Source organism: Bradyrhizobium iriomotense, from assembly GCF_030160715.1.
In the GTDB taxonomy this organism is placed as follows: Bacteria; Pseudomonadota; Alphaproteobacteria; order Rhizobiales; family Xanthobacteraceae; genus Bradyrhizobium; species Bradyrhizobium iriomotense.
Genome location: NZ_BSOW01000013.1, coordinates 163,507 through 185,831, shown reverse-complemented (window position 1 = coordinate 185,831; position 22,325 = coordinate 163,507). Strand labels below are relative to the sequence as shown.

The window sequence follows — 22,325 nt, the reverse complement described above, 5'->3', positions numbered from 1 at the left end:
GGGGAAGGAGGTGCCACGAACGCCGGCGTCGTCTGGGGCTACCCCCCTCCCTGCCCCTCCCCCACAAGGGGGGAGGGAACGGAGAGAGCGTGCCAGCGGCCATCACGCCGCTTTCGACTCGGCTGCGAGCGAGGCGAAGGTCTTGCCTTCGGCTGCGAGCTTCTTCAGCAGCGGCGCGGGCTCGAGGCTCGGGTCGTTGGTCTCCTTGGCGTAGACCGACAGGCGGTCGGCGATGTGCTTGAGGCCGACCGTGTCGGCCCAGTACATCGGGCCGCCGCGATAGATCGGCCAGCCATAGCCATAGAGCCAGACCACATCGATATCCGACGGACGCGCCGCAATCCCCTCTTCCAGGATCTTCGCGCCCTCGTTGATCATCGGGTACATCATGCGCTCGAGGATCTCCTCGTCGCTGACGACGCGCTTCTTGCGACCGAGGCGCAGCAGCGTCTCGTCGATCAGCTTCTCGACCTCCGGATCGGGCAGCGGCGCGCGGGAGCCGGCTTCATACTTGTAGTAGCCCTTGCCGGTCTTCTGGCCGAAGCGGCCGGCTTCACACAGCGCGTCCGCGATCTCCGACTTGATGCCGCGATCTTTCCGCGAGCGCCAGCCGATGTCGAGGCCGGCGAGATCGCCCATCGCGAACGGGCCCATCGGCATGCCGAACTTGGTCACGACGGCGTCGACCTGCTGCGGCAGCGCGCCTTCGAACAGCAGCTTTTCCGCCTGCTTGCCGCGTTGCGCCAGCATGCGGTTACCGACAAAGCCGTCGCAGACACCGACCACGGCCGGCACCTTCGCGATCTTGCGCGCGATGGTGACGGCGGTCACCAGCGCATCCGGCGCGGTCTTGTCGGCGCGCACGATCTCGCACAGCTTCATGACGTTGGCCGGCGAGAAGAAGTGCATGCCCAATACGTCCTGCGGACGCTTGGTCGACTTCGCGATCTCGTCGATGTTGAGATACGAGGTGTTGGAGGCGAGCACGGCGCCCGGCTTGACGTACTGGTCGAGCTTGCCGAACACCTCTTTCTTCACCGCCATGGTCTCGAACACGGCCTCGATGACGAGGTCGGCATTGCCGACATTCTCGATGCCGACGACGCCGTTGATCAGCGCCATGCGCTTGGCGGGCGCATCCGCCGGGATGCCGCCACGCGCCGCGGTCGCTTCCCAGTTCTTCTGCATGATGCCCATGCCGCGCTTGAGCTGCTCCTCGCCGGTCTCGATCAGGGTGACGGGGATGCCGGCATTGGCAAAGGACATCGCAATGCCGCCGCCCATGGTGCCGGCGCCGAGAATGGCGACGCGCTCGACGGGGCGCGACTTGGTACCCTCCGGCACGCCCGCGATCTTGTTGGCCTCGCGCTCTGCGAAGAAGGCGTAGCGCTGCGCCTTGGACTGCTCACTGGTGAGGAGCTTCAGGAAGGTCTCGCGCTCCTTCTTCAGACCCTCTTCGAACGGCAGATCGATGGCGTAGCCAACGGCGTCGGCCGCCGCGAACGGCGCTTCCAGGCCGCGCGACTTCTTGGTCATGGCGGCGACCGCGTTGGTGAAGATCGAGCGGTCGGCCTTCGCGGCGGCAATCTTGCTGTCGTCATCGCGCAGGCGGCGCAGCGGACGCTTCTCGGCGAGCAGCTTGCGGACGAAGGCTTCGGCGCCGAGCGTCGGACCTTCGACGATCTCCTCGATCAGGCCGTTCTTAAGTGCTTCCGCGGCGCCGATCGGATCACCGCCGACGATCATCTTGACCGCGAGCTCCGGGCCCACCGCGCGCGGCAGACGCTGGGTGCCACCGGCACCGGGCAAGAGGCCGAGCTTCACTTCGGGTAGGCCGAGCTTTGCCTCTTTCACCGCCACGCGGAAATGACAGGCGAGTGCCACTTCGAGGCCGCCGCCGAGCGCGTTGCCGTGGATCGCGGCGACCACAGGCTTCGGTGAGTTCTCGATCTCGGAAAGCACTTCATTGAGGCCCGGCGGCTTCGGCGGCTTGCCGAACTCGGTGATGTCAGCGCCGGCAATGAAGGTGCGGCCCGCACAGGTCAGCACGATGCCCTTGATGGCGGGATCGGCGACCGCCTGCTTGACGCATTCCAGGATTCCGCCGCGGACGGCCGCACTGAGCGCGTTCACCGGAGGGCTATTGACCGTGACGACCCCGATCTCGTCATGACGCTCAAGCTTGACCACTTCGCTCACGGCATACCCTCCACTTTGGGATTTACTTTTGTTTCCATTTCGCAGTGCGGAATTTAATTCCGCATCTTGACGGCAGGGTTATTTTGAAGCACGTGGCTTGTCAACGACTCCGCGCAAGAAGCAGATCAGGGATGAAGCGTACAGGAAAGAAACCAGCGACCGATCGGAACTTCGTCGTCGCGCTTTCCCGCGGGCTCGATGTATTGCGCGCATTCCAACCCAACGACGGACTTCTCGGCAATCAGGAGATTGCGGCCCGCACGAATTTGCCCAAGCCAACCGTCTCGCGGCTGACCTATACGTTGACGAAGCTCGGTTATCTTACACCGGTTCCCCGCTTCGAAAAGTACCAGCTCACCCCGGCCGCGATGGCGCTCGGCTACACGGCGCTGGCCAATCTCGGCATTCGACATCTGTCCGAGCCGTTTCGCGAGGAAGTGATGCGCGCCACGGGGGGCGCGGTTGCGGTCGGCGGTCGCGACCGCCAGAGCATGATCTATTTCGGGCAGAGCCGGGGCAGCGAGACAGTCGGCGTTCAACTTGATGTCGGCTCCCGCGTGCCGATTGCAACCAGCGCCATGGGTCGCGCCTATTTCTGGGCGCTCGAGGAAGAGGAACGCAGTTCGCTCCTGCGCGACCTGCGCGAACATTACGGCAGCCGCTGGCCGAAATTGCGCGACGGGCTCGAGCGTTCCGGCGAAACCGTCGCGAAATACGGTTTCGCGATTTCGGTCGGCGACTGGCACGACGACATCGGCGCTGCGGGCGTCGCACTCAGGTTGAACGACGGAACCGGTCCCTACGCTTTCAATTGCGGCGCGCCCGCATTCCGCTTCACGGAAGAGCGTTTGATTACCGACATTGGACCACGTCTCTTGGCGATGGTAAGGAACATCGAAGCGACGCTCGGCGGAATGGCGCCGCAATTTAAAAAAGAAGCCGGCAAGAAGCTGAAATCAGGAGGAAAAGTTGCACGTGTGGCCGAGGGGATCAGATAGCCATTGTCGTTGCAGAGGGCGCTTCGCGTCGCCCTCCGGCCCACTCAACGGTATGGGCGAGACGAGATGACGCAGGCACAGCTCGCGCAGGGGAATTCTCCTCTGCTCGCGGTTCGCGACGTCAGCGTCGTGTTCGGCGGCATCGTCGCGCTCAACGGCGTGTCCTTCGACATGCACAAGGGCCAGATCCTCGGGCTCATCGGCCCCAACGGCGCCGGCAAGACCACGCTGTTCAATTGCCTCTCCCGACTCTACCAGCCGTCGTCCGGCGACATCCTGATGGAAGGCGCGAGCATTTTGACGCGCCCGCCGCACCGGATCGCCGAGATCGGCATCGGCCGCACCTTCCAGAACGTGGCGCTGTTCCCCAACCTCTCGGTGATGGACAATGTGCGCGTCGGTACGCATGCGCGCACCTCCAGCGACATCATCAGCGACTCACTTCGCCTTGCGTGGATTCGCCGCAGCGAGGCCGACGTCAACAAGAAGGTGCACGAGATCCTCGCCTATCTCGACCTTGAGGACGTCGCCCACAACACCGTCTCCGGCCTGCCTTTCGGCACGCAGAAGCGCGTCGAGCTGGCGCGCGCGCTGGCGGCGGACCCAAAGATCCTGCTGCTCGACGAGCCGGCCGGCGGCCTCAACCATGAAGAGGTCTACGTGCTCGGCGACCTCATCCGCCGCATCCGCGACGACCGTCACATGACCGTGCTGCTGGTCGAGCATCACATGGGCCTCGTGATGTCGATCGCCGATCATGTCGTCGCGCTGAATTTCGGCAAGAAGCTCGCGGAAGGCACGCCCGCCCAGGTGCAGGCGGATCCCGACGTCATCAAGGCCTATCTCGGGAGCAAGGACCAATGACGATGCTGCTCAACGTCAAGGACCTGCGCGCCTATTACGGCCAGGTGCAGGCCCTTCACGGCCTGTCCTTTTCGCTCAACGAGGGCTCGCTGACGACGCTGCTCGGGGCCAACGGCGCCGGCAAGACCACCACCCTGCGCGCGATCTGCAACATGGTGCGATCCACCGGCGCGATCGAGTTCGACGGCAAGCCGCTCGGCACCCGCTCGACCGAGAACATCGTGCGCTTCGGCATCGCGCATGTGCCGCAGGGCCGCGGCACCTTCACCAACATGACGGTGGAGGAAAATCTTCAGCTCGGGGCCATCACCCGCAAGGACAATGGCGGCATCGTCTCCGACATCGAGCGCATGTATGCGCATTTCCCGGTGCTGAAGCAGCGGCATACCCAGCAGGCCGGCACGCTGTCGGGCGGCGAGCAGCAGATGCTCGCAGTTGCCCGCGCGCTGATGCTGAGGCCCCGCCTGATGCTGCTGGACGAGCCGTCCTTCGGACTTGCGCCCCTCGTGGTGCGCGACCTCTTCAAGATCCTCGGCAAGATCAACCGCGAGGACAAGGTCACGATCCTGGTGGTCGAGCAGAACGCGCAGCTCGCGCTCGAGCTCGCCGACCAGGCCTATGTGATCGAGACCGGCCGCATCGTGATGTCGGGCAATGCCAAGGACATCGCGAACAACGAAGAAATCCGCAAATCCTATCTGGGTTACTGAGGGAGCCGGGACGATGGAGCTGTTCACCAACCAGGTCCTGGCCGGCATTGCCACCGGCGCGATCTATGCCTGCATGGCGCTCGCGGTGGTCATGATCTACCAGGCGATCGACCATCTCAACTTCGCGCAGGGCGAGATGGCGATGTTCTCGACCTTCATCTCCTGGCAATTGATGCAATGGGGCGTGCCCTATTGGGGGGCCTTCGTGATTACGCTGGCGCTCTCCTTCGTCGGCGGCATCGCGATCGAACGCATCCTGTTCAAGCCGCTCGCCAAGGCACCGATCCTGACCAACGTCGCCGGCTTCATCGCGCTGTTTGCGATCATCAACTCCTCCGCCGGACTGATCTGGGACTTCACCATCAAGCAATACCCCACCCCGTTCGGCTCCTCGCCGTTCCTCGGCAGCCAGCTCATCTCGACCCACCAGGCCGGCATGATCGGCGTCACCCTGCTGCTGCTGATCGGTCTGTTTTTCTTCTTCCAGTACACGCGGATCGGCCTTGCGATGCGGGCGGCGGCCTCGCTGCCTGAATCGGCGCGGCTGGTCGGCATCAACACGAGCTGGATGATCGCACTCGGCTGGGGCATGGCGGCGGCGATCGGCTCGATCGCCGGCATGCTGATCGCGCCAGTCGTGTTCCTCGAGCCCAACATGATGGGCGGCGTCCTGATCTACGGCTTTGCCGCGGCCGTGCTCGGAGGCCTGTCGAGCCCGTTCGGCGCGGTGGTCGGCGGCTTCCTGGTCGGCATCTTCGAGAACCTCGCCGGCACCTACATCCCCGGCGTCGGCAATGAGCTGAAACTTCCGATCGCGCTCGCGCTGATCATCTCCGTCCTGGTCGTCAAACCCGCTGGTCTGTTCGGCCGGCACATCGTCAAGCGAGTTTGATCATGAGCGCAGCAGAAGAAGTCGTCGCGGAAGGCCACCAGGCCGTCGAAGCCGTTCCGAAGCGAGCCATGACGCTGGGCACGACCACCTCGCTGGTGGTGCTCGCAGCGCTCCTGATCGTCCCGCTGTTTGCCAAGAACTTCATCATCTTCCAGTTGACGATGCTCCTGATCTACGGGCTCGCAGTGCTGGCGCTGAACATCCTGACCGGCGGCTCGGGCCAGTTCTCGCTCGGCCAGAGCGCGTTCTATGCCGTCGGCGCCTACATCACAGCGGTGCTGATGGAGCAGTTCAACATCAACTATGCGCTCACGCTGCCGGTTGCAGGCGTGATCTGCTTCGGCTTCGGCTTCCTGTTCGGCCAGCCGGCGCTGCGGCTCTCCGGCGTCTATCTGGCGCTGGCGACCTTCGCGCTCGCGACCGCCATGCCGCAGCTCCTGAAGCTGAACTTCCTCGAACACTGGACCGGCGGCGTGCAGGGCCTCGTCGTCACCAAGCCGGACGCCCCGTTCGGCCTGCCGATGGGCCAGGACATGTGGCTCTACTACTTCACGCTCGTCGTCGTGCTCGCGATCTACATCTTTTCGGTGAACCTGTTGCGCTCCCGCTCGGGCCGCGCCTTCATGGCGATCCGCGACAACGAGATCGCGGCCTCGTCGATGGGCGTCAACGTCGCCTTGTACAAGACGCTGGCCTTCGGCGTCTCCGCCGGCATCACCGGCGTCGCCGGCGGCCTCAGCGCGATCGCCGTGCAGTTCGTCGCGCCCGACAGCTACAACATCACGCTCGCGATCTCGCTGTTCCTCGGCATGGTCGTCGGCGGCGTCGGCTGGCTGCCCGGCTCGTTCGTCGGCGCTGCCTTCATCATTTTCGTGCCGAACATCGCGGAGGGCATCTCCAAGGGTCTCTCGGGCGCGGTATTCGGCGTGCTGCTGTTCCTCGTCATCTACCTCGTGCCGCACGGCGCAAGGCAGGTCGCGATCGTCAGCCAACAGTTGATTGGCAAATTCAAGAAGAACTGAAACGCTCAAAAGGAGACTGAATTGCTGTTTGGAAGAATACTGGGAACTGCCGCGGTTGTAACGGCGGTCGCAACGATCACCTCCGGCGCAGCACTCGCCCAAAAGAAATACGATACCGGCGCGACCGACACCGAGATCAAGATCGGCAACATCATGCCGTATAGTGGTCCGGCTTCCGCCTATGGCGTCATCGGCAAGACCGAAGAAGCCTATTTCAGGATGATCAACGAGAAGGGCGGCATCAACGGCCGCAAGATCAACTTCGTCACCTATGACGATGCCTATTCGCCGCCAAAGGCGGTCGAGCAGGTCCGCAAGCTCGTCGAAAGCGACGAGGTGCTGGCCGTGTTCAATCCGCTCGGCACGCCCTCGAACAGCGCGATCCAGAAATATCTGAACGCCAAGAAGATTCCGCAGCTCTTCGTCGCGACCGGCGCCACCAAGTGGAACGATCCGAAGAACTTCCCCTGGACCATCGGCTGGCAGCCGTCCTACCAGAGCGAAGCGCAGATTTACGCCAAGTGGCTGATGAAGGAGAAGCCCGACGCCAAGGTCGCGGTGCTCTACCAGAACGACGATTTCGGCAAGGATTATTTGAAGGGCACCAAAGACGGGTTCGGCGCCAAGGCCGCTTCCGCGATCATCGTGGAGGAAAGCTATGAGGTGTCCGAACCGTCGATCGACGGGCACATCGTCAAGATCAAGGCCGCCAATCCGGACGTGTTCGTGATCTACGCAACGCCGAAATTCGCCGCCCAGGCCATCAAGAAGGCGGCGGAACTTTCCTGGAAGCCCCTGCAGATCGTCACCAATGTCTCGAGCTCGGTCGGCGGCGTGATGAAACCGGCCGGACTCGAAAACTCGCAGGGCGTGTTGTCGGCGACCTATGGCAAGGACGCCGGCGACCCGCAGTGGAACGATGATCCCGGCATGAAGAAGTGGTCGGAGTTCGTCGACAAGTACATGCCGGGCACCGACAAGAACGACAGCTACGTCGTTTATGGCTACGGCGCGGCGCAGACGCTCGCGAAGGTGCTGGAAATGTGCGGCGACGATCTCACCCGCGCAAACGTCATGAAGCAGGCGGCGAGCCTGAAGGACTTCGCTCCGGACACGCTGCTGCCCGGCGTGAAGATCAACACCAGCGCGACCGACTTTGCCCCGATCAGCCAGTTGCAGATGCAGCGTTTCAAGGGTGACAAATGGGAACTGTTCGGCGACATCATCAACGGCGACGTCCCGCCGGAATAATGAGCTGACGCCCAGGGCTTGATCTGCAACCATGGGCTAAGGGCCTCCGCGCGAAATCGCGGGGGCTTTTTGTTGACGGCAGGCGCCAATCTTGTTCAATGCGACGCCGATCCAACCCACGGTGGGGGAGCAATGACTGCCGTCCGTCTTCAGTTCGCGGCGCTGTCCGCCGTATTCGTCTTGTGCGCCGCAACGAACGGAACCGCTCTGGCGCAAAAGAAATATGACACCGGCGCCTCCGACACCGAGATCAGGATCGGCAACATCATGCCCTATAGCGGTCCGGCCTCCGCCTATGGCGTGATCGGCAAGACCGAAGCGGCCTATTTCGACAAGATCAATGCGGAAGGCGGCATCAACGGCCGCAAGATCAAGTTCATCTCCTACGACGACGCCTACTCGCCGCCGAAGACGCTCGAACAGGCCCGCAAGCTCGTCGAAAGCGATGAGGTGCTCCTGATCTTCGGATCGCTCGGCACCTCCACCAACGGCGCCATCCGCAAGTACATGAACGAGAAGAAGGTGCCGCAATTGTTCGTGGCGAGCGGCGCCTCCAAATGGAACGATCCGAAAAACTACCCGTGGACCATGGGCTGGCAGCCGAGCTACGCCAGCGAAGCGCGCATCTACGCCAAATACATCGTCAAGGAGAAGCCGGAAGCCAAGATCGCCGTGCTCTACCAGAACGACGATTTCGGCAAGGACTATCTGCGGGGGCTGAAGGACGGCCTCGGGCCGAAAGGCTCGATGATCGTGCTCGAGGACGGCTACGACACCTCCGAGCCCGCGATCGACGAGCGCGTCGTAAGGCTGAAGGCCTCGGGCGCCGACGTCTTCATCAGCATCACCACGCCGAAATTCGCGGCCCAGGCGATCAAGAAGTCGGCCGAGATCAACTGGCATCCGATGCACATCATCTCCAACGTCTCGGCATCGGTCGGCGGCGTGATCGAGCCGGCCGGCTTCGAGGTGTCGCAGGGCATCCTCTCGGCGACCTACGTCAAGGACGGCTCCGACCCGCAGTGGAACGCCGACGACGGGATGAAGAGGTTCTACAATTTCCTCGCACAGTTTGATCCGAAGGCGAACAGACTCGATGCCGCCGTCGCGTTCGGCTACGGCGCGGCGCAGACGATGGTGCAGGTTCTTCAGATGTGCGGCGACGATCTCACGCGCGAGAACGTCATGAGGCAGGCGGCGGGGTTGAACGATTTCGCGCCGGATACGCTGCTTCCCGGCATCAAGATCAACACCTCGCCGGACAATTTCGCGCCGATCGCGCAGCTCCAGATGATGCGCTTCAAGGGCAAGTCGTGGGAGCTGTTCGGCGACGTCATCTCCAGCGAGCTGAGCCACTAGCCGGGCGGCCGGAAGACGCGCAACCAAAAATGGGGTGTGATCTACGACACAACCGACCACGGTTTGGTTAGCCCGTCCTCCACCTCGCAACTGCAACCGGACGGTCGGGCACGCCAGGCGTCATTTCGCGGCGTGCCAAGCGGACGCCGATGACTACTAAAGAAGCAGCCTCCGTGACTTCGTCGCAGGGGCTTTTTCTTGAAGCCGTGTGACAAATCGTATTCAATTGCCGCCGCGTCAGCAGAAAACCCGAACACAAGAAAAGGACGCACAGACACCAAGAAAATAGGGAGACTGGAATGCCCGCTGTCACTGGCAAACTTGCTGCCGCGTCAATCGTGCTTGCGCTTTTCGCGGCCTCGACCTCCACTGCATCTGCCCAGAAGAAATACGACACCGGTGCCACCGACACCGAGATCAAGGTCGGCAACATCATGCCTTATAGCGGACCGGCGTCCGCCTACGGCGTCATCGGCCGCACCGAGGCCGCCTATTTCAAGAAGATCAACGAGGAGGGCGGCATCAACGGCCGCAAGATCAACTTCATCTCCTATGACGACGCCTATTCGCCGCCGAAGACGGTGGAGCAGGCGCGCAAGCTGGTCGAGAGCGATGAGGTGCTGTTCATCTTCAACTCGCTCGGCACGCCGCCGAACTCGGCGATCCAGAAATACATGAACTCCAAGAAGGTGCCGCAGCTCTTCGTCGCCACCGGTGCCACCAAGTGGAACGATCCGCAGAACTTCCCCTGGACCATGGGCTGGCAGCCCAACTACCAGAGCGAGACGCAGATCTATGCGAAGTGGCTGCTCAAGAACAAGCCGGAGGCCAAGATCGCCGTGCTGTTCCAGAACGACGACTACGGCAAGGACTATCTCAAGGGCCTGAAGGACGGCCTCGGCGCGAAAGCCGCGAGCATGATCGTCGCGGAGGAGAGCTATGAGACCTCAGAGCCGACGATCGACAGCCACATCGTCAAGCTGAAGGCGACCGGCGCCGACGTGTTCATGAACATCACGACGCCGAAATTTGCGGCTCAAGCGATCAAGAAGAACGCCGAGATTGGCTGGAAGCCGCTGCACTTCCTCAACAACGTGTCGTCCTCCGTGGGCAGCGTGCTCAAGCCTGCGGGCTTTGAAAACGCGCAAGACATCGTTTCCGCCGCATACCTCAAGGACACCACCGACAAGCAGTGGGACAACGATCCGGGCATGAAGGAGTACCTTGCGTTCATGACAAAGTACTTCCCCGAAGGTGACAAGATGGATAGCTATACGGTCACCGGCTATGGCGTAGCTCAGACGTTGGTTCAGGTGCTGAAGCAGTGCGGAGACGATCTCACGCGAGAAAACGTCATGAAGCAGGCGGCCAACCTCAAGGACTTCCGCACCGAGGTCCTGCTGCCCGGCATCAAGATCAACACCTCTCCCACCGATTTCGCCCCGATAAGCTCACTCCAACTGCAACGTTTCAAGGGTGAGCAATGGGAGCTGTTCGGCGACGTGATCAGCGCCGACGTCGGCGGCTAGCCGCCCGGCAGATTCGAGCTGCAGGAAGCCCCTCGCGAGACGATCGCGGGGGGTCTTTTGTTGCGCCCCGATTATCATCACGCGATTGCATAATCGAATGATGGGCAAGGCGGCTTACGCTTTGCGTGGCGATGCGCTACGCAAGGGGCGGGCCTACTCCGGCGAGGCCGCCGGCAACCGCCTCTCCTTGACGAAAGCAGCGCCATGACCGACCGACGCCCCCTGCTCTGCGCCCTCTATGACGCCGCCGTCGCCGCCGCCCACCCGGACGTCGTGCTGGCGCCGCATCTGCGTCCCGCGCCAAAGGGCCGCGTGATCTGCCTCGCCGCCGGCAAGGGCGCAGGCGCGATGGCCGCGGCCGCCGAGCGGCATTATCTCGATACGCTCAAGCTCGATCCGGAGCGGCTGGTCGGCATCGCCACCACCCGCCATGGCCACGGCGTGCCAACGCGGCGCATCCGGGTGGTCGAGGCCGGCCATCCCGTGCCTGACGAAGCAGGCCTCAAGGGCGCCGCCGACACGCTGGAACTCGCGCAACAGGCCGGGCCCGACGATCTCTTGCTGGTGCTGCTCACCGGCGGCGGCTCGGCGAACTGGATCGCCCCCGTCGAAGGCATCAGCTTCGCGCAGAAGCAGGCGGTCAATCGCGCGCTGCTCCGCTCGGGCGCGCCGATCGGCGAAATGAACATCGTGCGCAAGCACCTGTCGCGCATCAAGGGCGGGCGGCTCGCGCGCGCTGGAAAGCATGCCGCCGAGATCGTGACGCTCGCGATCTCCGACGTGCCGCATGACGAGCCCTCCGCGATCGCCTCCGGCCCCACGGTGCCGGATCCGACCACGCTGGCCGATGCCCGCGCCATCGTCGCCAAATACGAGCTCGCGCTCGACGACTCCGTGCGCCGCGCGCTGGATGATCCGGGCAACGAGAGCTGCAAGCCCGGCGACGCCGCGTTTGCGCGCGCGCATTTCGAACTGATCGCGCGTCCCAAGCAATCGCTCGACGCCGCGGTCAAGCTCGCGAAGGACGCGGGCTATGAGGTGATCGATCTCGGCGCCGATCTCGAAGGCGAGGCGCGCGAGGTCGCCGCCGCGCATGCGAAGCTGGCCTTGAAGGCACGCGCCGCCGGCAAGCGCACCGCCATCCTCTCCGGCGGCGAGCTCACGGTGACCGTGCGCGGCAATGGCCGCGGCGGCCCCAACCAGGAATACGCGCTGGCGCTCGCCGGCCTGCTCAAGGACACGCCCGACATCGCCGCGCTCGCCGGTGACACCGACGGCGCCGACGGCGGCGCCGGCAAGCCCACCGACCCCGCCGGCGCGCTGATCGACGCGGCGACGTTCGCGAAGATGAAGACGCTGGCGCTGGAGCCGCAGGCCTATCTCGACAACAACGACGCGACGGCATTCTTTGCCGCGACGGGCGATTTGCTGGTACCGGGCCCGACGCTGACCAACGTGAACGACATCCGGGTGATTTTGGTGGATTAGGACTCTCGGCTCTGTCCGGCGTCATCACCGGACTTGACGAGGTTGGCTGCGACCATGGTTGTCTCGAGCAGTCCAACCTCAACACAGCTGTCATCCCCCGCGAAAGCGGGGGGTCCAGTACGCCGCGGCTTCTCCGTATCCCCTCACCGCCTCTGGAATACTGGATCACCTGCTTTCGCGGGTGATGACACCGAGAGTATGGGACGCGCTCGCCACAAGCCCGTCATGGCCACAATGACGGAATGTGTGGAGGCGCCTCACCCCTTCCCGCCGACATGCTCCAGCAGCGCAAGCAGGCCTTTCAGAAGATCGATCGGCGACGGCGGACAGCCGTTGATGTGCAGATCCACCGGAACCACCTCGGACACGCCGCCGACGCAGGCGTAGCTGCCTGCAAAAATGCCGCCATCGAGCGCGCAGCGGCCAACGGCGACGACCCATTTCGGATCGGGCGTGGCGTTGTAGGTCCGCTCCAGCGCCTGCCGCATGTTCCTGGTCACGGGCCCGGTGACGAGCAGCACGTCGGCATGACGCGGCGAGGCGACGAAGCGCAGGCCGAAACGTTCGATGTCGTAGAAGGCGTTGGAGAGCGCGTGGATCTCGAGCTCGCAGCCATTGCAGGAGCCGGCATCGATTTGGCGGATCGCGAGCGAACGGCCAAGCTTTGCCTGCGCGACGCGGTCGACTTTGCTCGCAAGCTCGGCAAGCCCCGCCTCATCCGGCGCGGGCGCGGGCTCGGTCAGCGAACCGTGCGTGAGACTTTCGAGCAGGGTCTTGCGCATGGCTCAGAGGTCCGCGCCCGAATAGGAACAGTTGAACGACTTGTTGCAAAGCGGGAAGTCCGCGATGATGTTGCCCTCGATCGCGGTCTCCAGCAGCGGCCATTGGAACCACGAGGCATCGCGCAGGTGACAGCGCTGCACGCGCAACTCCCGGTCAAGCCTGAGCCAGACCAGCACGTCACCGCGAAACGCCTCCGTCACCGCCAGGCCTTCGCATTCACCGCGCCCAATCGGCAGCGCGCTTTTGATCTCGCCCGGCGCCATCAGGTCCAGACTCTGCGCGATCAACGCGACGCTCTGCTCGACCTCGCGAATGCGAATCCAGACCCGTGCATTGACATCGCCGGCGTCCAGCACCGGCACCTCGAACGCCAGGCGATCATAGGGCGCGTAAGCAAGCGCGCGCCGCGCATCGAAATCGCGGCCCGACGCGCGGCCGACATAGCCGCCGGCGCCGAACTGCCGCGCATACTCGCTCTTCACGATGCCCGTGGTGACGGTGCGGTCCTGGAGCGACGCCGTATTGTCGTAGAGCTCGATCAGGCGCGGAAACACCTTCTTGATCTCGGCAAGCAGCGTCCGCAGCGCCGCGACGCCCTCAGGCGCAATGTCGCGCGTCACGCCACCGGGCACGATGACGTCCATCATCAGGCGATGGCCGAACGCAATATTCGCGGCGCGCAAGCAGCGCTCACGCAAGATGCCGGTCTGCGCATGCATCAGCGCAAAGGAGGCATCGTTGCAGATCGCGCCGATGTCGCCGAAATGATTGGCAAGCCGCTCCAGTTCCGCCATCAGAGCGCGCAAATACGTCGCGCGCGGCGGCGCCTCGATGTCGAGCGCGGCCTCCACGGCGCGCGCAAAGGCGAAGGCATAGGCGACCGCACTGTCGCCGGAGGTGCGGTTGGCAAGCTTTGCAGCGGCCTCAAGGCTTGCGCCCTGCATCAACGACTCGACGCCCTTGTGCGTATAGCCGAGCCATTGCTCGAGCCGCACCACGTGCTCGCCATTGGCCGTGAAGCGGAAATGGCCGGGCTCGATGATGCCGGCATGCACGGGCCCCACCGCAACCTGATGCAGCGCCTCGCCTTCGGCCGGCAGAAACTGATACGGGACGGCCTCACGCGGCGCGTTGCGGCTCCCAAGCGGGAACGATTTTCCCCAGACGTGGTGATCAAGCCATGGCCGCGTATCGTTGGCGCCGGTTGGCATCAGCCCGAACAGGTCGTGGATGGTCCGCTCCAGCCGCAGCGCGGGCGGATGATGCCGGGCGACGCTCGGAAAGCTACCTGCCGCACATTCGTAGGTGACGACCGCGATCTCGGCGGCGGCTTCATCGAGCAGCGCCATATGCACCGCGGTCGGCTCACCCCAGAAGCCGAACAGCGTCAGGCGGCCGCCGGCTAGTTCCTCGATCGCCGCCTGCCAGCCCTCATCCGCCACGACGACACGCGGCAAGGGCCGGTGCGACGGGACCGCGTGAACATGGGGGATGCCGTCGAGGATGCCCATCGCCTATCCCAGCAGCTTTGCGACGTTGGTAAAGCCGGTTACCAGGACCGGCGGCAGATAGATGCCGGCCATCGCGACCAGCGCCAGGTGCGTGAACATCGGCACATAGGAGGCCTCCGCCGGCGCGGTCTTGCCCTTGGGCTCGCCGAACATCACCGCGCCTATCCGCAAGAAAAGCCCGCCGAGCGCGATGATGATGCCGAGCACCAGGATTGCGGTCAGCCACGGCGCGCGGGAGAAGGTCGAGCTGACGACCAGGAACTCGCTCATGAAGATGCCGAGCGGCGGCAAGCCGACGATGGCGATGACGCCGAGCATCAGGCCCCAGCCGAGCACCGGATTGGTCACCGTGAGCCCGCCGATGTCGGCGATCTTCTGGGTGCCCTTGACCTGCGCGATATGGCCGACCGCGAAGAAGATCGCGGATTTGGTCAGCGAGTGCATGGTCATGTGCAACAGGCCGGCGAAATTCGCAAGCGGCCCGCCCATGCCGAAGGCGAAGACGATGATGCCCATGTGCTCGATCGAGGAATAAGCGAACATGCGCTTGATGTCGCGGCGGCGGTACAGCATCAGCGCCGCGAAGATCACGGAGATCAGGCCCATCGTCACCATCAGCGGCCCCGGCGCAATCGCCGCGGAATTGACTGCGAGCATCATCTTGAAGCGCAAGAGCGCATAGAGCGCGACGTTGAGCAGCAGGCCCGACAGCACCGCCGAGATCGGCGTCGGACCTTCGGCATGCGCGTCGGGCAGCCAGGCATGCAACGGCGCGAGGCCGACCTTGGTGCCGTAGCCGAGCAGCAGGAAGACGAAGGCGACGTTGAGCAGCGCCGGATCGAATGCCGCGGCGTGCTGCACCAGCACGGTCCACACCATGCCGTCGGGCCCCTCGCCCACCGCAGGACGCGCCGCCATGTAGACCAGGATCGTGCCGAACAGCGCCAGCGCGATGCCGACGCTGCCGAGGATGAAATATTTCCAGGCCGCTTCCAGCGCCTCATGGGTACGGTAGATGCCGACCATCAGCACGGTCGTCAGCGTCGCGACCTCGACCGCGACCCACATCAGGCCGATATTGTTGGCGACGAGCGCAAGGTTCATCGCGAACATCAGCGTCTGGTACATCGCGTGATAGAAGCGCAGGAAGGCCGGCGTCAGCCGTCCGGTCTCGATTTCGTGATGGATGTAGCTCGCGCTGAACACGGATGTCGTGAAGCCGACGAAGGTCGTCAGCACGATGAAGACCTTGTTGAGGTCGTCGAGCAGCAGATATTGCCCTGACGTCGGCTCGATCACGAACAGCGACAGCGAGGTGAGGAAGGTCGCGAGCGCCGCAACGACGTTGAGCTTTGCCGTCAAGAGGTAGCCCGGCAGGATCGCGAGCAGCGCGGCCGAGATGGCCGGGATCAGCAGGATGGCACCGAGCGCGTCGATCGTCATCGCCGCTCTCCCCTGAAGCGGTCGAGCGCCTGGACGTCCACGCTGTCAAAACGCTCGCGGATGCGGAACAGGAAGATGCCGATGACGATGAAGGCGATCAGCACCGAGAAGGCGACACTGATCTCGACCACCAGGGGCATGCCTTTGGCGCCCGTCGCCGCCAGCACGAGGCCGTTCTCCAGCGACATGAAGCCGACCACCTGGCTGACGGCATTGCGCCGCGTCACCATGATCAGGAGCCCGAGCAGCACCACCGACAGCGCGAAGGCGAGGTCTTCGCGCGCGAGTGCGTCGGCACCCGGCGTCACCCGCAGCATAACCACCATCGACAGCGCGACGAGGCCGATGCCGGCCATCATGGTCAGCCCGATGCCGATCACGTTCTCGATCTCGCGGTGAATGCCGAGCCGCCTGATGATCCGGTGCAGCGCCACCGGAATGATGATCGCCTTGAAGATGAGCGCGATCAGCGCGGTGACATAGAGATGCGGCGCTTGCTGCACATAGGCCTGCCAGGCCACCGACAGCGCCAGCACGCCGGCGTGCAGCGCATAGACGTTGAGCAGGGCATAGAGCCGGTCCTGGTAGAGCATCATGAAGCTCGCCAGCACGAGCGAGCCGGCGAGCAGGTGGGCGATGTCGAATTGCAGGCTGCTCATGTTTAGAGGCTCCCCGACACGAAGCGCAGCAGGGTCGCGAGCAGCGCCAGCATCAGCGCCGCCCCCAGGAACTCAGGGATACGAAAGACGCGCATCTTGGCGATCGACGTCTCGAACAGCGCGAGCAGGAAGCCGAGCACAGTCAGCTTGCCGAGAAAGAGCAGCGCGCCAAACGCCAGCGTCGCCACACCAGCATCGGCCGTCGCCGTACCCCAAGGCAGGAACACGCAGGCGATCAGGGAGACGTAGAGCAAAAGCTTGAGCTGCGACGACAGATCGACCAGTGCGAGATGGCGACCGGAATATTCCAGCACCATGGCCTCGTGCACCATGGTGAGCTCGAGATGGGTGGCGGGATTGTCCACGGGGATGCGGCCGTTCTCCGCCAACGCCACGATGGTCAGCGCGACAAACGCCATGCCAAGCGAGACGCGCAGGCCCACAGCCGTCGAGCCCATGAACTCCGCGACGTTCGAGAGCTGGGTCGAGCCCGCGATCATCGCCACAGCAAACACCGTCATCAAGATGGCGGGCTCGGCCAGCGTTGCGATCATCACCTCGCGGCTGGAGCCGATGCCGCCGAAGGCGGTGCCGACGTCCATGCCGGCGAGCGCCTGGAAGAAACGGGCGCTGCCAAGCAGCGCGATGATGGCGATGAGATCGGCGCTCCATGAGAACAACAGGCCGTTGCCGAAGGTCGGCACCAGGCAGGCCGCCACCCAGGTGCCGGCAAACATCAGATAGGGAATGACGCGAAACAGCCAGGAGGCGTTGTCCGCGAGCACGACATCCTTGCGCATCAGGCGGACAAGGTCGCGATAGGGCTGGAGCAGCGGCGGCCCGCGCCGGCGGAGCAGCCGCGCCTTCACCTTGCGCACGAAGCCGGTGAGTAGCGGGGCGAGCAGCAGCACCAGCAGCATCTGGACGCCTTGCGAGAGGATGTCGCGCAGCGCATTCATAGTGCCACGACCAGGAGCAGCACGATCAGCGCCACGAAGACCAAGGTCAGGTAGCGGCGGATGGTGAGGAACTGGAGGACATTGATGTGCTCGGTGGCGAAGGAAATCGCCTTCGCAATCGGTGCGTAGAGCGCCTCCCAGATCAGGTCATGCAGTTCGACGGTGAGCCGCGCGGGCGCGCGCGAGGACGGCGGCGGCATCTCGCCGATCTCGCGTGCCGCAAAAATGACGCTGCCGAACACGCGGCGGATCGGCTGCGAGAAGCTCGAGGCCGAGTACTGGATCGCGGGATTGGGGTCGGGATAGCCGCAATCCCAGGCCGGCGCGCGGCGCAGGCGATCGGAGGCGAGGCGGTGAATGGCGGACGCCGCAGCGGTGCCGCAGAGCGCGACGAACAGGAAGACGAGGAGGCCGTTATAGGAGCTGCGGCTTTCCGCGATCGGCACGATCGTCAGCCATTGCAGCCCGGTCTGGTGCGGCATGACGTTTCCGACCATGGCCTTGCTCACCGGCGCCAGCGCATCGATGAACAGGCCGGGCAGGACGCCGGCGACGAGACAGAGCGCCGCCAGCGCGAACATCGCGGCCAGCGAGAAACGGTCCGTCTCGTGCGCGGCCGCGGCGACGTCGGAGCGGGGCCGTCCGAGGAAGCTGATGCCGTAGAGCTTGACGAAGCAGGCCGCGGCGAAGGCCGCCGCCAGCGCCAGCAAGCCGCCGACCGCGGGGATGGCGAGCTTCAGGCCCCACGACGGCAGTTGCGGCGACAGCAAAATTGCCTGGAAGGTCAGCCATTCCGAGACGAAGCCGTTGAAGGGCGGCAGCGCCGAGATCGCGACACAGCCAACCAGCATTGCGAAGGCCGTGCGGGGCATGCGATGGATCAGCCCGCCGAACTTCTCCATGTCGCGTGCGCCGGTTGCTTCCAGCACCGCGCCGGCCCCGAAGAACAGCAGACTCTTGAACAGCGCGTGATTGAAGACGTGCAGCATCGCCGCGGTGAAGGCCAGCGCCGCCACCCAGTCGAGCCCCTGCGCCTTGAAGGCGAGCGCGAGCCCGAGGCCGGTGAAGATGATGCCGATATTCTCGATGGTCGAGTAGGCCAGCACGCGCTTGATGTCGCGCTGCATCAGCGCATAAAGCACGCCCAACGTCGCGGTGGGGCCGCCGACCAGGAGCACCACCATGCTCCACCACCACTCCGGCTCCGGCAGCAGGTCGAACACAATACGCACAAAGCCGTAGACGGCGACCTTGGTCATCACGCCGCTCATGAGCGCCGAGACGTGGCTGGGTGCGGCGGGATGGGCGAGCGGCAGCCAGGCGTGCAGCGGCACGAGGCCTGCCTTGGAGCCGGCGCCGAGCAGGACGAGGATCACCACCATGCCGGCGAGCGCGGCCGAGGGATGCGAGGCGCGGATCGCGTCGAAATCGTAACCGGCACCATTGGCGAGCAGGCCGAAGGCGAGCAACAGCGCCAGCGTGCCGAAGCTCGCCATCAGGAGATAGACATAGCCGGCGCGAACGTTTTGCGCCTCGCGATGATGCGCCACCACCAGCGCCCAGGAGGTCAGCGACATGAACTCCCACGCCACCAGAAAGCTGAAGGCGTCGTTGGTGAGCACGACGGTGTTCATGCCGGCGAGATAGGCTGGATAGAACGGCAGCACGCGGCCGGGAGATTCTTCATGCGCGCCATAGCCGAGCGCGAACAGGCTCGCGGCTGCGCCACCGAGATTGATCACGACCAGGAAGAAGGCCGACAGCGCATCGAGGCGGAAGTGAGCCCCGAGCCAGGGCAGGCCGATCGGCAGTGTCGCACTCGACACCGGATGCGCGGGATCGAAGAGATGAAGGAGCGCGGCGATGCAAAGCGTCGCAGTGACGGCAAGGCAGGCGCCGTAGAGCACGATCGAACCGCGCGGACGCGTCGACAGCGCGATCCCGACCGGCGCCAGCGACAGCAGCAATGCCACCGACCATAGCGCCACCGAGATCATCAGAACTCCCGGGTTGCGAGTCGCGCGCGCGTCGTCATTTGTTGTCCTCGCCCGCGCTCGGCAAAGATTTCAGCCGCACGCCGCGGCCGCCGCCGGTCGAGGGCACGCCCTCGCCGATCAGCTCGATGCCCGCAACCGCGAGCGCCTCGACCAGCTTCATCAGGGAATCGACGTTGCCGCGAATGACGCCCTCGGAGGCCTCCATGCGCTGGATCGTCGGCAGCGACAGCGAGCAGCGCTGCGCTAATTCACGCTGGTCGATCCCGAGCAGGGCCCGGGCGGCCCGCAGCTGCGCGGCGGTAATCACTGTGAGCGCCTCCATGGCAAGTGCCACGCTTGATAAAGCAAGCGTATAGCCTCTAAAGTGATGTATCAAGCATCAACTATGCTGCACTGCACATCAAGATACGATCACCGGCCTGCTGCAATCTCATCGCATCCCTTAACGCGAAATTCGCTGCAACTTCAGAACCTGCCTGCAAATGCGGCAGATCGGGGAGACCATTCACCAGCCTCTGCTCTAATGCTTTCCGCGCTTGAAGGGGGCGAACAGACATGGAGGATCGCGACAGGCAGGTCGCCGACAACGGCCCGCTCGGCTCGCTCGCCTTGGGCGGGCTGCTCGAGCAGGCCGTCAACAATCTTTGGCTCGGCATCATCCTGTTCGACCGGCGCCGCGAGGTCATCTACTGCAACCAGCGCTACATGGACATGTACGGCCTTGCGCCGGACGAGGTGCGGCCGGGCACGCCGGTGAGCAACTTGATCCAGCATCGGCTCAAGCTGGGATTGAAGATCCGCGGCGAGGCAGATGACTATGTTCGCGCCCGCACGGAGCGCACGATCGTCAGCGAACAGGCCGTGCAGGAATTCGCGGACGGGCGGATCATCGCCTATACCGTCCACCCCCTGCCGGATGGCGGCGGCATGGCCACCCACGAGGACATCACCGAGCGCGAGGAGCTCAGCGCGCGGCTGCGACAGCGCAACATGCAGTTCGACATCGCGATCAACAACATGTCGCACGGGCTGTGCTTCTTCGATGCCGACCGCCGGCTGATCGTGTGCAACAAGGACTTCATCGACATGTACGGACTGCCGCCCGAGCGCGTCGGTCCCGGCACTCCGCTGTCTGATATCGTCGACATGCGCTTTGCGGCCGGCAGCGTGCCCGCGATGTCGCGGGACGAGTACATGAAATGGCGAACCGGCGTCGTTGTTTCGGCCGAGCCCGTCGACAGCATCGTCGAGATGCGAAACGGGCGTACCTTCAAGATCCGCCATCGCCCGATGCCGGATCTCGGCTGGGTGGCGACCCACGAGGACATCACCGAGCAGCGACGGACCGAGCTGAAGATCGCGCATATGGCGCATCACGACGCGCTGACCGATCTCGCCAATCGCGCCCTGCTCAACCAGCGGCTCGAGCAGGCGTTCACCTCGAACCAGATGTTCGCGGTGCATCACATCGACCTCGACAAGTTCAAGTCGGTGAACGACACGCTGGGCCACCATGCCGGCGATGCCCTGCTCAAGGGCGTGAGCGAGCGTCTGCGCCGCCTCGTTCGCCCCGGCGACACGATCGCCAGGATGGGCGGCGACGAATTCGTCGTCCTGCAGACCCCGATCGGCGAGGCAAGCGAAGCCGCCACGCTTGCGCAGCGCATCATCGGGCAGATGAGCGCGCCGTTCGAGATCGACGCCCAGCAGACGATCGCGGGGGCAAGCATCGGCATCGCCATTGCGCCGGCCGACGGAGCAACGCCCGAGCAATTGCTGCGCAATGCCGACCTTGCGCTCTACCGGGCGAAGGGCGACGGCCGGGGCATGTACCGCTTTTTCGAGCCGACCATGGACGAAGAGGTGCAAGGCCGCCGCGCATTGGAGCTCGATCTGCGCAAGGCGCTCGCCAGCGGCGAATTCGAGCTTCACTATCAGCCGCTGGTGAAGAGCCACAGCGGCGAGATCAGCGGCTTCGAGGCGCTGATCCGCTGGCAGCATCCGCAGCGCGGGCTGATCCCTCCCAACAGCTTCATTCCGCTCGCCGAGGAAATCGGCCTGATCGTGCCGATCGGCGAGTGGGTGATCCGGCAGGCCTGCATGACCGCGAGCCGGTGGCCGAAGCACCTCCACGTCGCCGTCAACATATCGGCCGTACAGTTCCGCTACGGCGGTCTCGCCGAGGTGATCGTTGGCGCGCTCGCGGCCGCAGGGCTGGACGCCAGCCGACTCGAAATCGAGATTACCGAGAGCGTCCTCCTGCAGGACAAGGAGGGGACGCTCGCCACGCTGCACCGGCTACGCGAGCTCGGGATCCGGATCGCGATGGACGATTTCGGCACCGGCTATTCGTCGCTGACCTACTTGCAGTGTTTTCCGTTCGACAAGATCAAGATCGACCGCTCCTTCGTGCGCGACGTCGCCACCGATGCCGGATCACTCAACATCGTGCGAGCGATTGCGGCGCTCGCAAGCGGGTTGGGAATGACGGCGACGGCGGAAGGCGTTGAAACGCGCGAGCAGCTCGACCGGATCGCGGCGGAGGGATGCACGGAGATGCAGGGCTATCTGTTCAGCCGCCCGCTGCCCGCAGCCGACATCGAGCGCCGCTTCCTGTCCCCGGAAGCGCCCGCCTTGCCTGACCGGTTCGCTGCGGCGTAA

The 22,325-nt window shown here is 64.4% G+C and carries 18 protein-coding genes; 10 read left to right on the top strand and 8 right to left on the bottom strand.

Features of this window, described 5'->3' with window-relative positions; translation table 11 throughout:
- Positions 1-102: 102 nt before the first annotated feature.
- A complete protein-coding gene (locus QQL28_RS19995; RefSeq protein ID WP_284267985.1) occupies positions 103-2,199 on the bottom strand; it encodes a 3-hydroxyacyl-CoA dehydrogenase NAD-binding domain-containing protein in 2,097 nt (698 codons plus the stop codon).
- 131 nt (positions 2,200-2,330) lie between these two features.
- Here QQL28_RS19995 and QQL28_RS19990 point away from each other — a divergent pair, with 131 nt between their 5' ends.
- From QQL28_RS19990 to QQL28_RS19950, 9 genes are all read left to right on the top strand, one after another.
- Positions 2,331-3,197 carry an IclR family transcriptional regulator gene (locus QQL28_RS19990; protein ID WP_284268097.1) on the top strand — a complete coding sequence of 289 codons (867 nt, stop codon included), beginning with the start codon at positions 2,331-2,333 and terminating at the stop codon, positions 3,195-3,197.
- Positions 3,198-3,263: 66 nt separating this feature from the next.
- Positions 3,264-4,061 carry an ABC transporter ATP-binding protein gene (locus tag QQL28_RS19985; RefSeq protein WP_284267984.1) on the top strand — a complete coding sequence of 266 codons (798 nt, stop codon included), beginning with the start codon at positions 3,264-3,266 and terminating at the stop codon, positions 4,059-4,061.
- The gene (locus QQL28_RS19980; protein WP_284267982.1) at positions 4,058-4,771 is read left to right on the top strand and encodes an ABC transporter ATP-binding protein; all 714 of its coding nucleotides are present in this window, start codon (positions 4,058-4,060) and stop codon (positions 4,769-4,771) included. The genes QQL28_RS19985 and QQL28_RS19980 overlap by 4 nt, the downstream gene beginning before the upstream one ends.
- 13 nt (positions 4,772-4,784) lie before the next feature.
- Positions 4,785-5,663, top strand: a complete 879-nt coding sequence (locus tag QQL28_RS19975) for a branched-chain amino acid ABC transporter permease (RefSeq protein WP_284267981.1) — start codon at positions 4,785-4,787, stop codon at positions 5,661-5,663.
- 2 nt (positions 5,664-5,665) lie between these two features.
- Entirely contained in the window at positions 5,666-6,685 is a 1,020-nt protein-coding gene (locus QQL28_RS19970; RefSeq protein WP_284267980.1) for a branched-chain amino acid ABC transporter permease, read from the top strand.
- Between the two features lie 21 nt (positions 6,686-6,706).
- Positions 6,707-7,936: an ABC transporter substrate-binding protein gene (locus tag QQL28_RS19965; RefSeq protein ID WP_284267979.1), complete on the top strand. Its 1,230-nt coding sequence runs from the start codon at positions 6,707-6,709 to the stop codon at positions 7,934-7,936.
- A 132-nt stretch (positions 7,937-8,068) separates the two neighbouring features.
- A complete protein-coding gene (locus QQL28_RS19960; RefSeq protein ID WP_284267978.1) occupies positions 8,069-9,295 on the top strand; it encodes an ABC transporter substrate-binding protein in 1,227 nt (408 codons plus the stop codon).
- Positions 9,296-9,594: 299 nt separating this feature from the next.
- The gene (locus QQL28_RS19955; protein ID WP_284267977.1) at positions 9,595-10,824 is read left to right on the top strand and encodes an ABC transporter substrate-binding protein; all 1,230 of its coding nucleotides are present in this window, start codon (positions 9,595-9,597) and stop codon (positions 10,822-10,824) included.
- 204 nt (positions 10,825-11,028) lie between these two features.
- Positions 11,029-12,312 carry a glycerate kinase type-2 family protein gene (locus tag QQL28_RS19950; RefSeq protein WP_284267976.1) on the top strand — a complete coding sequence of 428 codons (1,284 nt, stop codon included), beginning with the start codon at positions 11,029-11,031 and terminating at the stop codon, positions 12,310-12,312.
- 257 nt (positions 12,313-12,569) lie between these two features.
- On the opposite strand, the gene QQL28_RS19945 is transcribed toward QQL28_RS19950, so the two are convergent.
- The 7 genes from QQL28_RS19945 to QQL28_RS19915 are packed head-to-tail and all read right to left on the bottom strand — an operon-like array spanning position 12,570 to position 19,971.
- Entirely contained in the window at positions 12,570-13,094 is a 525-nt protein-coding gene (locus QQL28_RS19945) for an NADH-quinone oxidoreductase subunit B family protein (protein ID WP_284267975.1), read from the bottom strand.
- A gap of 3 nt (positions 13,095-13,097) precedes the next feature.
- Entirely contained in the window at positions 13,098-14,606 is a 1,509-nt protein-coding gene (locus QQL28_RS19940) for a hydrogenase large subunit (protein ID WP_284267974.1), read from the bottom strand.
- 3 nt (positions 14,607-14,609) lie between these two features.
- Positions 14,610-16,049 (bottom strand): hydrogenase 4 subunit F, encoded by a 1,440-nt coding sequence (locus QQL28_RS19935; protein ID WP_284267973.1) that lies wholly within the window; start codon positions 16,047-16,049, stop codon positions 14,610-14,612.
- Positions 16,046-16,708 (bottom strand): hydrogenase-4 component E, encoded by a 663-nt coding sequence (locus QQL28_RS19930; protein WP_284267972.1) that lies wholly within the window; start codon positions 16,706-16,708, stop codon positions 16,046-16,048. The genes QQL28_RS19935 and QQL28_RS19930 overlap by 4 nt, the downstream gene beginning before the upstream one ends.
- Positions 16,709-16,710: 2 nt before the next feature.
- Positions 16,711-17,667: a respiratory chain complex I subunit 1 family protein gene (locus tag QQL28_RS19925; RefSeq protein ID WP_284267971.1), complete on the bottom strand. Its 957-nt coding sequence runs from the start codon at positions 17,665-17,667 to the stop codon at positions 16,711-16,713.
- A complete protein-coding gene (gene hyfB / locus QQL28_RS19920; protein WP_284267970.1) occupies positions 17,664-19,664 on the bottom strand; it encodes a hydrogenase 4 subunit B in 2,001 nt (666 codons plus the stop codon). Before hyfB ends, QQL28_RS19925 begins: the two co-directional genes overlap by 4 nt.
- A 34-nt stretch (positions 19,665-19,698) precedes the next feature.
- The gene (locus tag QQL28_RS19915; protein WP_284268095.1) at positions 19,699-19,971 is read right to left on the bottom strand and encodes a helix-turn-helix domain-containing protein; all 273 of its coding nucleotides are present in this window, start codon (positions 19,969-19,971) and stop codon (positions 19,699-19,701) included.
- Between the two features lie 248 nt (positions 19,972-20,219).
- On the opposite strand from QQL28_RS19915, the gene QQL28_RS19910 reads away from it, so the two are divergent.
- Positions 20,220-22,325 carry a putative bifunctional diguanylate cyclase/phosphodiesterase gene (locus QQL28_RS19910; RefSeq protein WP_284267969.1) on the top strand — a complete coding sequence of 702 codons (2,106 nt, stop codon included), beginning with the start codon at positions 20,220-20,222 and terminating at the stop codon, positions 22,323-22,325.